Origin of the sequence: Gilvibacter sp. (assembly GCF_965601605.1) — a bacterium.
GTDB lineage: Bacteria > Bacteroidota > Bacteroidia > Flavobacteriales > Flavobacteriaceae > Gilvibacter.
Map to the genome: position 1 here is coordinate 1 of NZ_CBFCWJ010000042.1, position 13,338 is coordinate 13,338.

17 protein-coding genes are annotated in these 13,338 nt (G+C 43.4%); 13 read left to right on the forward strand and 4 right to left on the reverse strand.

From position 1 onward, the window contains the following. A partial coding sequence (locus ACSLP7_RS12270; protein ID WP_435579568.1) for an OmpA family protein occupies nucleotides 1-1,049 on the forward strand: 1,049 nt, incomplete at its 5' end. Here the strand turns inward: ACSLP7_RS12270 and lipB are convergent. From lipB to ACSLP7_RS12285, 3 genes are read right to left on the reverse strand one after another with little or no spacing between them, the layout of a single operon-like run. Further along, nucleotides 1,050-1,769, reverse strand: a complete 720-nt coding sequence (gene lipB / locus ACSLP7_RS12275) for a lipoyl(octanoyl) transferase LipB (protein ID WP_435579569.1) — start codon at nucleotides 1,767-1,769, stop codon at nucleotides 1,050-1,052. An 11-nt stretch (nucleotides 1,770-1,780) separates the two neighbouring features. Beyond that, the gene (locus tag ACSLP7_RS12280) at nucleotides 1,781-2,527 is read right to left on the reverse strand and encodes a hypothetical protein (RefSeq protein ID WP_435579570.1); all 747 of its coding nucleotides are present in this window, start codon (nucleotides 2,525-2,527) and stop codon (nucleotides 1,781-1,783) included. 11 nt (nucleotides 2,528-2,538) lie between these two features. After that, complete coding sequence (locus tag ACSLP7_RS12285; RefSeq protein WP_272831695.1) at nucleotides 2,539-2,697, reverse strand: YqaE/Pmp3 family membrane protein; 159 nt, start codon at nucleotides 2,695-2,697, stop codon at nucleotides 2,539-2,541. 68 nt (nucleotides 2,698-2,765) lie between these two features. On the opposite strand from ACSLP7_RS12285, the gene ACSLP7_RS12290 reads away from it, so the two are divergent. The 10 genes from ACSLP7_RS12290 to ACSLP7_RS12335 all read left to right on the forward strand — a co-directional run bounded on the left by ACSLP7_RS12290 (nucleotide 2,766) and on the right by ACSLP7_RS12335 (nucleotide 10,949). Next, nucleotides 2,766-3,842: a response regulator transcription factor gene (locus ACSLP7_RS12290; protein ID WP_435579571.1), complete on the forward strand. Its 1,077-nt coding sequence runs from the start codon at nucleotides 2,766-2,768 to the stop codon at nucleotides 3,840-3,842. A 104-nt stretch (nucleotides 3,843-3,946) separates the two neighbouring features. Further along, nucleotides 3,947-4,840: a tetratricopeptide repeat protein gene (locus ACSLP7_RS12295; protein ID WP_435579572.1), complete on the forward strand. Its 894-nt coding sequence runs from the start codon at nucleotides 3,947-3,949 to the stop codon at nucleotides 4,838-4,840. 66 nt (nucleotides 4,841-4,906) lie between these two features. After that, nucleotides 4,907-6,598, forward strand: coding sequence for a lysine--tRNA ligase (gene lysS / locus ACSLP7_RS12300; RefSeq protein WP_435579573.1), 1,692 nt, complete (start codon nucleotides 4,907-4,909; stop codon nucleotides 6,596-6,598). Nucleotides 6,599-6,616: 18 nt separating this feature from the next. Continuing rightward, on the forward strand, nucleotides 6,617-7,105 hold the full coding sequence (locus ACSLP7_RS12305; protein WP_435579574.1) for a hypothetical protein: 489 nt from the start codon (nucleotides 6,617-6,619) through the stop codon (nucleotides 7,103-7,105). Further along, nucleotides 7,105-7,605 carry a hypothetical protein gene (locus ACSLP7_RS12310; protein WP_435579575.1) on the forward strand — a complete coding sequence of 167 codons (501 nt, stop codon included), beginning with the start codon at nucleotides 7,105-7,107 and terminating at the stop codon, nucleotides 7,603-7,605. The genes ACSLP7_RS12305 and ACSLP7_RS12310 overlap by 1 nt, the downstream gene beginning before the upstream one ends. A 39-nt stretch (nucleotides 7,606-7,644) precedes the next feature. Continuing rightward, a complete protein-coding gene (locus ACSLP7_RS12315) occupies nucleotides 7,645-8,502 on the forward strand; it encodes a hypothetical protein (protein ID WP_435579576.1) in 858 nt (285 codons plus the stop codon). Between the two features lie 91 nt (nucleotides 8,503-8,593). Beyond that, the gene (locus tag ACSLP7_RS12320) at nucleotides 8,594-8,968 is read left to right on the forward strand and encodes a VOC family protein (protein WP_435579577.1); all 375 of its coding nucleotides are present in this window, start codon (nucleotides 8,594-8,596) and stop codon (nucleotides 8,966-8,968) included. A gap of 28 nt (nucleotides 8,969-8,996) precedes the next feature. Beyond that, nucleotides 8,997-9,344, forward strand: a complete 348-nt coding sequence (locus ACSLP7_RS12325; protein WP_272831687.1) for a YciI family protein — start codon at nucleotides 8,997-8,999, stop codon at nucleotides 9,342-9,344. Then, a complete protein-coding gene (locus tag ACSLP7_RS12330) occupies nucleotides 9,344-10,579 on the forward strand; it encodes an RNA polymerase sigma factor (protein ID WP_435579578.1) in 1,236 nt (411 codons plus the stop codon). The genes ACSLP7_RS12325 and ACSLP7_RS12330 overlap by 1 nt, the downstream gene beginning before the upstream one ends. Beyond that, entirely contained in the window at nucleotides 10,566-10,949 is a 384-nt protein-coding gene (locus ACSLP7_RS12335) for a GNAT family N-acetyltransferase (RefSeq protein WP_435579579.1), read from the forward strand. The genes ACSLP7_RS12330 and ACSLP7_RS12335 overlap by 14 nt, the downstream gene beginning before the upstream one ends. A 75-nt stretch (nucleotides 10,950-11,024) precedes the next feature. Here the strand turns inward: ACSLP7_RS12335 and yiaA are convergent, their stop codons facing one another. After that, nucleotides 11,025-11,504: an inner membrane protein YiaA gene (yiaA, locus tag ACSLP7_RS12340; protein ID WP_272831684.1), complete on the reverse strand. Its 480-nt coding sequence runs from the start codon at nucleotides 11,502-11,504 to the stop codon at nucleotides 11,025-11,027. Nucleotides 11,505-11,666: 162 nt separating this feature from the next. On the opposite strand from yiaA, the gene ACSLP7_RS12345 reads away from it, so the two are divergent. Further along, complete coding sequence (locus ACSLP7_RS12345) at nucleotides 11,667-13,133, forward strand: hypothetical protein (RefSeq protein ID WP_435579580.1); 1,467 nt, start codon at nucleotides 11,667-11,669, stop codon at nucleotides 13,131-13,133. A gap of 47 nt (nucleotides 13,134-13,180) precedes the next feature. Further along, nucleotides 13,181-13,338: thiol-disulfide oxidoreductase DCC family protein (locus ACSLP7_RS12350; RefSeq protein ID WP_435579581.1), on the forward strand; the 158-nt coding region annotated here is incomplete at its 3' end.

The following is a 13,338-nucleotide window of genomic DNA, read 5'->3' on the forward strand; positions in this document are numbered from 1 at the left end:
CCGGAAGTTCAGATGGTGACACCACTCCTAATGCACCGCCAACCATCAACAGTAAGTTCGATTTTGTTCCTGGAGATGAGATCATTTTTAAAGATGATTTTTCAGCGGATTTTATCGGTGACTTCCCTTCCCGTTGGAATACCAACGGTAGTGGTGAGTTGGTCACTTTTGGAGATGATCCTACCAAATGGTTGGAGCTCTCCTCTGGCTTCTATACTTTTTATGTCCCGGACGTTACCGAACTTCCAGAAGAGTACACCATTGAATTTGATGTACGCACCGCAGGCGTTGACCGCGGAACCTCTAGTTCAGCGCGATTTAGAGTCAGCGTGGAAGAGGAAAACAGCTTAAAACGCACCAACAATCGTGTAGAAGTATCATTGAACTATCCGCAGTACGTGGCAAACTCTGCAATAATCGTCAGCAGGGTTGATGGAAAAGATGTGATCAACAACTCACTTAATGTCGAGCTTCGTAAAGAACAATTGGAAATTCATCACTATGCCATTGCCGTCAACAAAAGACGTATCCGGCTTTGGGTCAATCAGAAGAAACTCATTGATGTACCAAGAGCCTTGCCAGAAGTCTCCATCATGAACGGTATAAAGCTCAACACAAGCAGTTTCAAAGACGGCAAGGAACGCTTCTTTATCACCAATTTTAAAGTAGCTAAAGGCGGGTTAGATCTCAGACGCACCTTGATGAATGATGGGCAGGTGTCTACTTCTGGAATTCTGTTTGATTCTGGCTCAGCAACCATCAAACCGCAATCCTATGGGATCATTAAACAGATCTCTCAGGTATTGTTGCAAGACAAGAATATGAAACTCAAGATCGTTGGACATACCGATAGCGACGGTAATGATGATAATAACCTCAACCTTTCCAAACAGCGCGCAGCCGCCGTTAAACAAGCTTTGATCGACATCTACGGAATTGAAGGAAATCGTTTAAGCACAGATGGTAAAGGAGAACAAGACCCTATTGCAGATAATTCCACGCCAGAAGGCAAGGCCCAAAACAGACGCGTGGTCTTTATTAAAGAGTAATTAAGACAAGGCTGGAGTTGCAAACTCTGCCTCAAAAAGTTCCAAGAAGTGCTTTTTTAGTTTAGACTTAACTTCTTCCATGGATACCTCAGCGGTGCCTAGTTCAACATTGAGCGAGGTTACCGCTTTGTCTTTGATACCGCAAGGGATCATATGATCAAAGTAGCCTAAATCTGCATTGATATTGAAGGCAAAGCCGTGCATGGTTACCCAACGGCTCGCACGTACACCCATAGCGCAGATCTTTCTGGCAAAGGGAGTGCCTACATCCAACCAAACACCAGTCTCACCGTCGGAACGCTCGCCTTTGAGGCCGTAGTCCGCCATTACACGAATGATCATCTCCTCTAAAAAGCGTAGGTATTTGTGAATGTCTGTAAAGAAATTTTCCAGATCGAGTATGGGATAACCTACCACCTGGCCTGGCCCGTGGTAGGTAATATCTCCACCTCTATTGATCTTATAAAACTTCGCATCGATGGCCTCCAGTTGTGCTTCTGGAATGAGCAAATTGTCAAAATCCCCGCTCTTGCCCAAGGTGTAGACATGCGGATGCTCCACAAACAACAAGTAGTTGGGTGTTGGTTTGTCATCCTGCTGACGGCGGTTGTGGATCTTAATGTCTAAGATCTGCTGAAAGAGTTCCTCCTGATAATCCCAGGTCTCTTTATAATCCCGCAGTCCGAGGTCTTGAAATTGAATTTGCTTGTTATCAGCCATCAAAAAGGCATTTAGTCTTCCAATACCACCTCAATATCCATGAGGTCTGGATCTTTCATATAATCCAAAAAACCTACAGAGTAGTAAAGGGTCTTCCCATCATTGCTGAAGGTAGCCGATTCTCTATTGGTGGATTTGATCCTTCTTGGGAAGGTATATTCTAGTTTGTAAGAAGACGAACTGAAGAACATTTCCATGCTCTTTATGCTGTCAATCTGCGTTTGATACTTCTCCGCATCGACAATATAGGCGTCTCTTTTAAAGATATTATTTTCAAAGGTATAGCTAACCTTTACACTCTCATCATTCTTAGGCTGTTGTTGCGCCGCATCCGAACCGCCATTCATAAGCCCGTTCAAGCTGTTGAAACCGTCGTTGATGTTATTGGCTTCTGATACGTTTTTGAAGTCTGAGAAGATGTTGAATTTCATTACGCCTTCTTCTTCATCGATCAACATGCGCATTTTGAAATTTTCCATGGCCATGATCTCATCGCGCTCCTTAGCAGGTAAAGACATGATACTGTCTTTATTCTCTTGAATGAACTCTTTAAAGTCAATGATGGAATCTACTTTTTCCTTCTCACCGTCTTCATCTCCGCCACCCATTTCTCCGGCCATGCTCATGAGTTCTGAGGCGTCAAAGTTTACAGAAAGACGACCGCTACCGTCTTCATTCATGGTCATTTGTTCGGTAAAGTTACAGCTGATCATGACCAAACCGATCAGTAGCATAAGTAATTTGCTGAATAATTTCATAGTGTTGATGATTATCGTTCTGGGTTATTTAATATGATTAGGGCGGCTACCACTCCGGGCACCCAGCCACAAATAGTTAATATTAAGACAATTACAATGGAACCGCAGCCCTTATCGATCACCGCTAAAGGAGGAAAGACAATGCTGAGTAATACGCGCCATATGCTCATAAATTCTAAGGATAAAGATACATTAATTAATACAGATAGGACGGCAGTTTAGCCGATGTGTTACGCCCATGACTTTGGATTTTTTGTACCGCGAGTTTTCCCTACTTTTGAGTGTGAAGTTTTACTACCTACTTCTGAGCCTACTCTTACTACCAGCTACCAGCTTTGGACAGTATGTCTTTGAGGGACAAGTGGACCCTGGAGATTGGAACGGACAAGCCTATTTGTCAGAGATTGAGGACTATCGTAAACTCAACGGCGTGTTCAACGAACAACTCATACAAAGGGTTTCTTTGGACAGTTTGGGGATCTTTCGTTTTAAAGGCAATAAGCTGTCTGATAAAAATAAGCTCTACCGCATTCACGTGGATCGTTGCGCTTCCTATGAGCAGGACCTCAATCACTTTACTGGGAACTGCGAGCACAGCAAGGCCATGATCATTATTGCGAATAATCGAGATACCATTACCTTACCGCAGCGTTTTGACAACGAGATCTTTTGTGAGGCTATCAGCACCAATGAAGCTACCTTGGCTTTACTTAAGGTCGATTCTATTATGGAGGCGATGAAGTATGAGTTCGTCGGATTGCGTTCACAGACCGCCATTGACAATTTGCTCGATGATTGGACGGCCCGATTGCATGAATTCGGAAAAGATCAAGACCCGCTTGTAGGCCTCTACATCTATGCCGGATTAACCGACAGAAGCACCATTTTTTACGATCATTATGTAAAACGATTGCAGCAAACTCCCTTCTATGCAGAATTGGCCACACGATTGGAAGCAGCCTATGGCGAGTCCGAAATTGCCAAACAGTATATTAGAGAGCATCAGGTAGAAAGCAATTTGATCACTCAGGAATCTTCCACAGACCGTTCCACGGAATATTTGATAGCCGGCTTGGTATTGTTTTTAATTGGCTGCGGGTTTTATTACCTCAAGATCCGACATGCCTCTATAAAGATCACACTCACTCCGCAAGAAGAAAAAGTCTTTCAGCTCATCCAAGAAAATAAGACCAATAAAGAGATCGCTAGCGAACTTTTTATCAGCCACAGTACGGTGAAATCTCACGTAAACAACATTTACCGCAAATTGGGCGTCACTTCAAGAGATGAAATCAAATCTCTAAAAATCAAATAGTTAATAAATTTCAAACGGGGGTCTAGTACCCGTTTCCAACGGCAATTTTACAAATCGGGCTAAAGAATTAAGCACTTTCGTTGCTGAACAAAAATGTATTCAGCATGAAAAGACTTACGCTCCTTTTGCTCCTTGTGGCAAGCATGGGTTTTGCCCAAACCACTGACAATTTAATTACCGACGGCAAAGGCCGAGAGGTCCTCTGGGGACCTTTTGAATTCGTAGACCTCACTCGACCCCAATTTGTAGACTGGTATCAAAAGGGTTATGAGAACTACACGCCAGACACCAAGACAGTAAAAAACCTAAAAGAAACGATCGGTGACTATCAAATAGAGGTCTTTATGGGAACTTGGTGTGGGGACAGCAAGCGGGAAGTTCCAAGGTTAATCAAACTCTTTGGGGATCTGGATATGCCCAAAGCGAACGTAAACTTCATCGCTGTGCGAGGGGATGGTGCGTTTTACAAACAAGGACCCAATGGGGAGACACTAGGTCGCAATATTCATCGGGTACCCACCATCATCATTTCAAAAAACGGACAAGAGGTCGATAGAATTGTGGAAGACCCAATCGTGAGTCTGGAAGCAGATCTGCTCGCCATAACTCAAGGAAATTATCAGCCGCAGTATCCCATAGCCAATGCCGTAGGTAGTCAATTTTCTAATGATAAAGATCGAGGCCTATCGGACCGAAAGCTCAAAAAGCTCGCCGTCAAATTCAGTGACAGAACCTCCTCTTTCTATGAACTCAATACTTTGGCCTATGTGCTCAGTACCCAAAACAAAGAGCAACAGGCCGTAAGTGTACTCAAATTGAATAGTTTACTGTTTGAAGATGAAGCGCAAGTACACTATCGATTGGGTAAAAAACTAGAAGCACTCGGGGCCTACAATGAAGCCGTAGATGCTTATAATAAAGCCATCAGCCTCAAACCAGAGATCTCGGATTACTCTGAGGCGCTTGAGCGTGTAAAGTCGTTCAAAGAAGGGAAATAAATTGCTGCGACGAAGAATTTAATAATAGAGGCAAAAACTGTAATTTTGCCTCTTAAATTCTTTAGCATGCAATTGTCTGAACAAGAACTGGTGCGCCGTGAGAAATTGGCGCAGATCAAAGCCCTAGGGATAGACCCTTATCCGGCAGCGGAGTTTCCCGTTGACCATACTTCTGCAACCATTAAACAGGAGTTTTCAGAAGGCAAACAGGTTGTTGTTGCAGGCCGATTGATGTCCAGAAGAATCCAAGGGAAGGCTTCCTTTGCAGAACTTCAAGATGCCGACGGACGTATCCAAGTATACTTTAACCGGGACGAGATCTGCCCGGGAGAAGACAAAACCGCTTATAACGAGCTGTACAAAAAACTGCTTGATATTGGTGATTTTATTGGAATCCACGGGGAGTTATTCACCACCCAAGTAGGTGAAAAGACCGTAATGGTAAAAGAGTTTGTTCTTTTGAGCAAAGCGCTAAAGCCACTTCCCCTTCCGAAAGAAAAAGACGGTGTCATTTACGATAAGTTTGACGACCCCGAGCAACGCTACCGCCAGCGCTACGCTGATCTGGTTGTGAACCCTCAGGTAAAAGAAACCTTTGTTAAGCGCACCAAGCTCTTCAATGCCATGCGCGAGTTCTTTAACGATGCTGGTTATTTTGAAGTAGAGACTCCAATATTACAACCGATTCCTGGAGGTGCTGCAGCACGTCCGTTCATTACCCACCACAACAGTTTGGACATTCCGCTTTATATGCGAATTGCCAATGAGTTGTATCTAAAGCGACTTATTGTTGGTGGATTTGATGGTGTCTATGAATTCTCTAAGAACTTCCGCAATGAAGGGATGGACCGTACGCACAATCCGGAGTTTACAGCCATGGAGATCTACGTAGCCTATAAAGACTACAACTGGATGATGGACTTCTGTGAAAAGCTGTTGGAGCACTGTGCAATGGCCGTGAACGGAACCACCAAGGCAACCTTCGGCGATTACGAGGTAGATTTCAAAGCTCCTTATAAGCGCATCAGTATGCGTGACTCTATTTTGGAGTTTACCGGTTTTGATATTTACGGAAAGTCAGAAGATGAGATCCGCGAGGCTTGTAAAGAACTTGGCGTTGAAACTGATGAAACGATGGGTAAAGGAAAACTCATTGACGAGATCTTTGGTGAAAAATGTGAGGGCAATTACATCCAACCAACCTTCATAACTGACTATCCAAAAGAGATGAGCCCGCTCTGTAAATCGCATCGGGAGAATCCAGAACTCACCGAACGCTTTGAGCTCATGGTTTGTGGTAAAGAGATCGCTAACGCGTATTCTGAGTTGAACGATCCTGTCGATCAACGCGAGCGTTTTGAGCATCAGCTTAAATTGGCTCAAAAAGGAGATGATGAAGCTACAGAATTCATTGACTTTGACTTTTTGCGTTCTTTAGAATACGGTATGCCTCCAACCTCAGGGATGGGAATTGGTATGGACCGACTCATCATGTTCTTGACAGACAACCAATCCATTCAAGAAGTCTTGTTCTTCCCGCAAATGAAGCCGGAGAAAAAGCAAGTTGCTTTGACCGATGAAGCCAAAGGAGTTTTAGAGCTGCTTCGCAAAGAAGAAACCATGCCTTTAGGGGACTTGAAGCAGCAGGCAGGACTTTCTAATAAAAAATGGGACAAAGCCATTAAGGAGCTCACCAAAAATGGTTTGGCGAAGGTGGAGAAAACCGCGGATGCGCTTTTAGTGAACTACGTGGGGTAGATTTTCGTATCTTCCCGTATGGAGCATTCGGTTTTTGAATTTTCAAGCGGACTTTGTCATGTCATGACGGATAAGATCGTCTTTAATCAAAGTACGAATCCAGAGGAACGTTACGGCCTGCCGTCAATAAAACCCTCAGACCTGATCACACCAAAACTGATCCCAGCCGTGTTCTTTTTAGCACTGGTACTCTCCATTGTTTTGGGAGATCCCTTTGACAACCTTTCGCCTTTAGTACTAATGGTACTGGCTATGTTCGTCTTCTTTTGGTTTTATGATCATGGAGCATCTCAAACGCAAATGATCCCCATGGAAAATCTGTTGTATGTAAAATACAAAACGATCAAACTGGGAGAACCTCAAGGTTATTTTGTGTTTCACTTTAAAGACGGCGACGGTAAAAAAAGGCGCCGGGTCATAAAAATGAAACCCTTCACTGAGGGCGGTAAAGAATCTATTGAGACCGCTAAGTCTTTATTCACTACTCGCGGAATTTTTCAAAGCTGATGCAAACCTATTTTACCACACAAAAAGGCTTGTGCCACGTTTTAGAAGACCGCTTGGTGTTCAATCAAAGTAGTAATCCGGAAGAGCTTTTTGATATTGACGACACCTACAGCGTGGTATCTCCACTGTGGATGGCGAGCGCCTTACTCGGCCTATTCATTTATTATTTAGCCACTCAAATGGCGAGCTTTCAAAACTCCGAAGTAGTTCATATAGTCTTTGTGGTTTGTGCGGTTTTGTATTGTGCGGCATGGGTTTACTCGCATTTTGACATTGTGCATCAGCAAACCATACTGCGGAAAGATGTTGTCAAGATCAAGACCAGCCCAGCTCTTATGCAGAAAGCCTACAAACATTTAATTGTGTATTTCCGCAATGAAAAAGGCCGCCTGCGCAGACACTATATTATACTGCGTCCGGAAAGCCTCGGTGGTAAGGAAGATTTAGAGCTGGCTCAAAGTATATTTACGACTCAAGGATACCTGCCTCATAATTTTTAGATAGATCTAGCGTTTTTTAAGCAACACTAGACTATCATTATGAAAAACACTTCCATTGCATTCCTGCTACTATTTGTGCTGCCTTTCACTGCTGTTTGCCAGCGCTCCATGTTATTTAAAACTGCTTTGGACGAAGCCTTTGTGAGTGCCACTTTTAGAGGAAACGAAGACAGCCCACACTACTACAACCCCATAAATTTAGAAGTGGTCAACAATGAAAGTGAGGTGTTGACGCTCATTATCAATACGGGGCAGATCTTGTATTCAGAAAACCCAGATGTTCAAGACATCATCATTACTCGCGGGGAAGAGATCACCCTAAAGCCTCAAGAAAAAAAGACCATTCCGCTTTACGGAATGTGCATACAAGAATTTAATGCCGCCCCAGACGCCAACGCAGTCTACGAACTGGGGGAAATGGCCACGGGGAATCTGAAAACCCTTGCAGAACGCATCCGTAAGGAAGAAGCTTACGGAATAGCTGGACAACAAGCTGTTTGGGCCTTGACCAATGGCCGCCCAATAGCTGAGATCAATTCTATGGACATTGCTCAAACCAGTGAAGCGCGCGGCCTTGTAATGGACCTCATCGATTCAGACACCATTACAGTGGCTGGACAGACCATCCGCCGTCCGCAAGGCAATGGGCTCATCAAAAGATCCATGGAGGGCAAATTTGAGTACCGTCTCTCCAAAGAGTCTAAGGTGCATATTGCACTATTCAATGAGGATAATATTGTCTTGGACGAACTTTTCTTTGACGAAACGGTAGCGCCAGGATCACATAAGTTTGATTATGCCTTGGATCATATGATCGACCCCAAACAGTACTATTACGTGCGTTTGATCATAGATGGTGAGATCAAGATCAACTTTGAAATGAAACCCCGCAGTTAGGCTCCGCCGAAAAAAAATAAAATTCTTGTCCCCCTTTTGCAAAACAGCTTCGTAATAAGAGTGAAAGTATTTAATAACTAAACTCTTAATTATGAAAAATGCACTGAATTGGTTTGAGATCCCTACTACGGATTTTGACCGCGCAAAAGACTTTTATCAAACTGTTTTTCAAGCAGAAATGGAAACCTTAGAAATGCCTGAGTTTGATCAGGTGATGGCTTTCTTTCCCTCCGATCAACAAGAAGGTGTGGGCGGAAGTATTGTAAAAAGTCCGGACGCCACACCGTCTCAAACAGGCTCCATCATTTACTTGAACGGCGGCAACGACTTGGCTCAACCGCTAGCGCGGGTAGAGGCTGCCGGAGGAAAGATCGCAATCCCGAAAACCTCTTTGGGACCGCATGGATTTTTTGCGACCTTTACAGATACTGAAGGGAATCTGGTTGGATTTCACTCACCAAACTAAACTATTCAACAATTAAAATACGAACGTTATGAAAGATTTTATGATGATCTTCATTGGAGAGACCTATGCAGACATGGGATTGTCTCCAGAACAGCTACAAGAACGCATGGGTAAATGGTTTACCTGGAGTAACAAAATGGAAGCCGCTGGAATTGTAAAAGGCGGTGAAGCCTTGCACGACCCTGTGCGTAGAATCTCGGGGCCGGATCGGGTGGTGACGGATGGACCCTTTGCAGAAAGTAAAGAATTGGTTGGCGGATACTTTATTGTAAGCGCCAAAGACATGGACGAAGTTCAAGAAATAGCTCAGGACTTCCCAGATTACGATTTGGGCAGTACGGTAGAGATTCGAGAAATCATGGTCTTTGAAGACTAATGGATAGTCAAGTGGTCGATCATCTTTTCAGACACCAATACGGAAAGATGATCGCTGTCTTGACCAACTTTTTTGGGTTGTCGCATTTGGAGTTAATTGAAGATGCGGTACAGGATACCTTTGTCAAAGCCACACAACAATGGCGCAAACAAATTCCAGAGAACCCAGAGGCCTGGTTCATCAAATCGGCCAAAAACAGAACCATTGACCTGCTTAGAAAAGTCAAAGCAGATCAGCTCCGCAGTGAAAAATTGGCACACGGAGCAGCGAGCATTCACCTCAACGATTTGTTTTTAGATCACGAAATAGAAGACAGTCAACTCCGCATGATCTTTGTGGCCTGTCACCCAGAATTGGCTCCGGAGGAACAATTGGCCTTTGCCCTAAAAACCATCTCGGGATTCTCCCTAAAAGAGATCGCCGCTGCACTACTCACCAAGGAAGAGACCATTAAAAAACGACTCTCCCGAGCTCGTAAAAAGGTCGCAGAAAAAAAGATCCGTTTTGAGTTTCCGGACAAAACGCAAATCCCTGCACGACTGCAAGGCGTTTTGCGAGTGATCTATTTGATCTTCAATGAAGGCTTTCACTCCACCAAGCGCGAGGCGCTTATTGATCGCGAACTCTGCGGAGAAGCCCTGCGATTAAATCAATTGGTACTTAAAAAAGAAATGCTACGCTCCGGCAGCAGCTATGCCTTGTTTGGTCTGCTTTGCTTCCACGCCTCCCGCTTAGAAAGTAAAATCAGTGAAGACGGGCAGCTTATAGATTTGGAAAATCAAGACCGATCGCTTTGGCATTTCCCGCTGATCAAAGTTGGCAACGACGCCATGAATAAAGCCGTGACCTATCCCGATCAGTCCATCTATCATTTAGAAGCAGCAATTGCGGCGGAACACCTCAAAGCCAAATCGTTCAAAGATACCAACTGGCGAGCCATTTTGGAGCATTATAAAAAGCTTCAAAAACTGAATCCCAGCGAACTGAACAGACTCAACATAATAATTGTATTGATTCAACTCAAAAAATACGATTTGGTGGTTGGGCAATTGAGTACTATAGATGAAGCTCAATTGAATCAACGCGTATATCTCCTATGGGCTACTTGGGCCGATCTTCACTTTAAAACAGGTGATAAAAAATCAGCCTTAAAGTATATGGATAAAGCCCTAGAGACCGTTAATAATGCATTGGAAAAACACTATCTCTTACAAAAACGCAATGATTACTTATAGCTTAGAACCTGAATTGACAGGAGAAGAATTTCAAAAACTATTAATGGCCTCTACTTTAGCAGAACGTCGCCCTAAGACTGTTGAGACACTTAAGGACATGGTAAAACATGCAGACATTATTTTGACCGCTCGTGACGGAGATAAGCTGGTTGGAGTATCCAGAAGCATCTCTGATTTTACCTATTGCACCTATCTGTCTGATCTGGCCGTAGACGGGGCTTATCAGCATCAGGGTATTGGAAAGGAACTCATCCGGTTAACGAAAGCGCAAGCGCCTGAAGCAAAATTGATCTTGCTTGCAGCTCCAGCAGCTCGAGAATACTATCCTAAAATTGGGATGACGCAGTTTGAGTATTGTTTTTACCAATAAAAAAGCCCCGACATTATTACAATGCCGGGACTCCAAAGGCAGCTGCTCTCGCATCAAAACCTCTTCCAACTTGCGTTAATTCTTCTCTGCGCGTTCCAAGAATTTAATGTCCCGCGTATTTTTTTGAACCGCTACCGCTGCAAAGAGCGCCAGGGTAAATGACATGCCGTAAAAGCCTTTTTCACTCAGATCGATGTCTGCGTTCCACAGTCCAATGATCAGTAATAGTATTGAGGCTATTGTAGTGAACCAACTGATGCCGTAATAAATTTCAGTAACGGGAATTCCTTCCAGGCGGTCACGAACACTTTTCTGTACGGACACCACACTGAATAATCCGAAAAGGAGAATGGTGAAGTAATATCCCTTCTCATTGAGTTCCATACTTACGTTCCAAAGCCCGACACAATAGGAAACCATTCCAATAAAGAGTGCCGTCCATGAAGCCGACACAAAAGCCGAGGTAGGCTTGCAATCGAAGTTCTCTGGGTCAACGGTCTTAGATTTAAAAGGAGCGTTGACTGGTTTTTTGGTTTTAAACACTTGATCTTCCATAATTCTTGTTTTGATGATTTATGTTTTGATTACAGGGCAAATATGGATCGATTCGAATAGGCCACAAACACAAGTTTTGTCAAATACTTACGTTTTATTTTATACTTTTATTACCATATAACATACTTATAAGTATTTATAGAATTATTTACTTACGTTTAAATGATTGAATTAAGAGAGACGATCGCCTTGTTAAATGCTGATGAGCAGCTTGCCTTTAAAAGGCATTTGGAAAGATTGAATCGCAGATCGGACACCAAGAACACGGATCTATTCCAAATGCTTTGCAAGGGAAATACAGAGGATCTGGATATCGCCTTATACGGAAAACCGAATAGGAATGCTCTTTATGTACTGAGCAACCGCATACAACATCGCTTGATTGATTTCATCGCTACCCAGAGTTTTGCTAAAGAGACCTCGGCAGACATGAATTGCCTTAAGCTCTTATTGGCAAGCAGAATCTTCTTTGAGCAGAAAAAGATCAAACTCGGCTTTAAAACCTTAGAAAAAGCTTTAAGTGCTGCAATGCAAATTGAAGCCTACTCTATTCTCAATGAGATCTATCAAACCTATCTGCAATATGCCCATTTGCAGCAGCGCAAGTCTTTACAGACGCTGCTTGAACAGGCTCAAGTCAACAACGATCTCTATTTGCAGGAGCTCAAGATAACCACGCTATATGCCCAGTTTCAAGCTAAAAACAGCTCCACAGCAAAGATTCGCTTTGACCAGCAACTCGCCACTGCACTCCATGGTGCTTCCCTCAAGTTAGATCACCACTTGAGTTATAAATCCCTCTTTCAACTACTCAGCCTTGCTACAGAATACGCCCAAAAGAATCAATCTTTCTATGAGATCTTAGCGTTTTGTCAACAGATCAAAAGTCTCATCATTTCCAAACCGGAACTTCAAGGCCGATACGCTTTGTACCGTATGCGTAGCTTACACTTGATTGCTTTAAGTCTCTTTAGAAATAAACAGCTGAGTCAATGCCAGGATACCGTCTCGCTTTTGGCGGAGGATCTCAATAGCTATTCCAGTTATAAAACCTTGTTGCAAGACAAAGTTGCCCTTTTGCAAAGTCTGTTATACTTCTATAGCGGAGCCTCTGAAAAGGCGACAAATCTGCTTGACAAACAACCCAAAACAGACCTGCATGCACAACTTACCCTTTGTATGTATTTTTTCCATCAAGGCGATTTTGACAAGGTGAGTCAATTGATGCGTACGCTGAACCACAGCGACGCTTGGTATGAAAAGAAAATGGGTTGGTCATGGGTGGTGCAGAAAAACATCATTGAGATCCTGCTGCTTATTGAACGAGACAAACTGGATCTGGTATTGTTGAGACTGAATCGATTCAAAAGGCAGTTCAAAAAAATCCTTAAGGAGAAACAACAACAGCGCGTGGTAGCTTTTCTTAAGATTGTAGATGCCTATTACCAAAACCCCAAAATATTGCAAGACGAGGCATTTGTAAATTCGATTAGTACGCAACTCACCCAAAAGAATCCCTTGGAAGAAGACATCTTTGTCATGAGTTTTTACGCCTGGCTCAAGAGTAAGATCACAGGCCAGACCCTTTATCAAACCACTTTAGATTTAGTAGGTACCCATGGAAATTAGCCCATAAGTGTAATGCGAGCCTTATCGCTTACGACTACATAGGCATCATGGAAACTACAACTACAAAAGACATTATTATTTTTGACGGAGAATGCAACCTTTGCAACGGCGTTGTGGGTTGGCTGCTCAAATTTGCTCCAGCAGACCTCTTTAGCTTTGTCCCTTTTCAATCCCCAAAAGGGCAAGAATATCTAAAGCAATTCGG

Bases quoted from the DNA above. Each gene is read 5' to 3' on its own strand.
- ACSLP7_RS12310 (WP_435579575.1), top strand. From the start codon at position 7,105: ATGCAAACCTATTTTACCACACAAAAAGGCTTGTGCCACGTTTTAGAA.
- ACSLP7_RS12285 (WP_272831695.1), bottom strand. From the start codon at position 2,697: ATGAGCATATGGCGCGTATTACTCAGCATTGTCTTTCCTCCTTTAGCG.
- ACSLP7_RS12330 (WP_435579578.1), top strand. From the start codon at position 9,344: ATGGATAGTCAAGTGGTCGATCATCTTTTCAGACACCAATACGGAAAG.
- ACSLP7_RS12295 (WP_435579572.1), top strand. From the start codon at position 3,947: ATGAAAAGACTTACGCTCCTTTTGCTCCTTGTGGCAAGCATGGGTTTT.
- yiaA (WP_272831684.1), bottom strand. From the start codon at position 11,504: ATGGAAGATCAAGTGTTTAAAACCAAAAAACCAGTCAACGCTCCTTTT.
- ACSLP7_RS12320 (WP_435579577.1), top strand. From the start codon at position 8,594: ATGAAAAATGCACTGAATTGGTTTGAGATCCCTACTACGGATTTTGAC.
- ACSLP7_RS12290 (WP_435579571.1), top strand. From the start codon at position 2,766: ATGACTTTGGATTTTTTGTACCGCGAGTTTTCCCTACTTTTGAGTGTG.
- ACSLP7_RS12325 (WP_272831687.1), top strand. From the start codon at position 8,997: ATGAAAGATTTTATGATGATCTTCATTGGAGAGACCTATGCAGACATG.
- lipB (WP_435579569.1), bottom strand. From the start codon at position 1,769: ATGGCTGATAACAAGCAAATTCAATTTCAAGACCTCGGACTGCGGGAT.
- lysS (WP_435579573.1), top strand. From the start codon at position 4,907: ATGCAATTGTCTGAACAAGAACTGGTGCGCCGTGAGAAATTGGCGCAG.
- ACSLP7_RS12345 (WP_435579580.1), top strand. From the start codon at position 11,667: ATGATTGAATTAAGAGAGACGATCGCCTTGTTAAATGCTGATGAGCAG.
- ACSLP7_RS12305 (WP_435579574.1), top strand. From the start codon at position 6,617: ATGGAGCATTCGGTTTTTGAATTTTCAAGCGGACTTTGTCATGTCATG.
- ACSLP7_RS12315 (WP_435579576.1), top strand. From the start codon at position 7,645: ATGAAAAACACTTCCATTGCATTCCTGCTACTATTTGTGCTGCCTTTC.
- ACSLP7_RS12280 (WP_435579570.1), bottom strand. From the start codon at position 2,527: ATGAAATTATTCAGCAAATTACTTATGCTACTGATCGGTTTGGTCATG.
- ACSLP7_RS12335 (WP_435579579.1), top strand. From the start codon at position 10,566: ATGATTACTTATAGCTTAGAACCTGAATTGACAGGAGAAGAATTTCAA.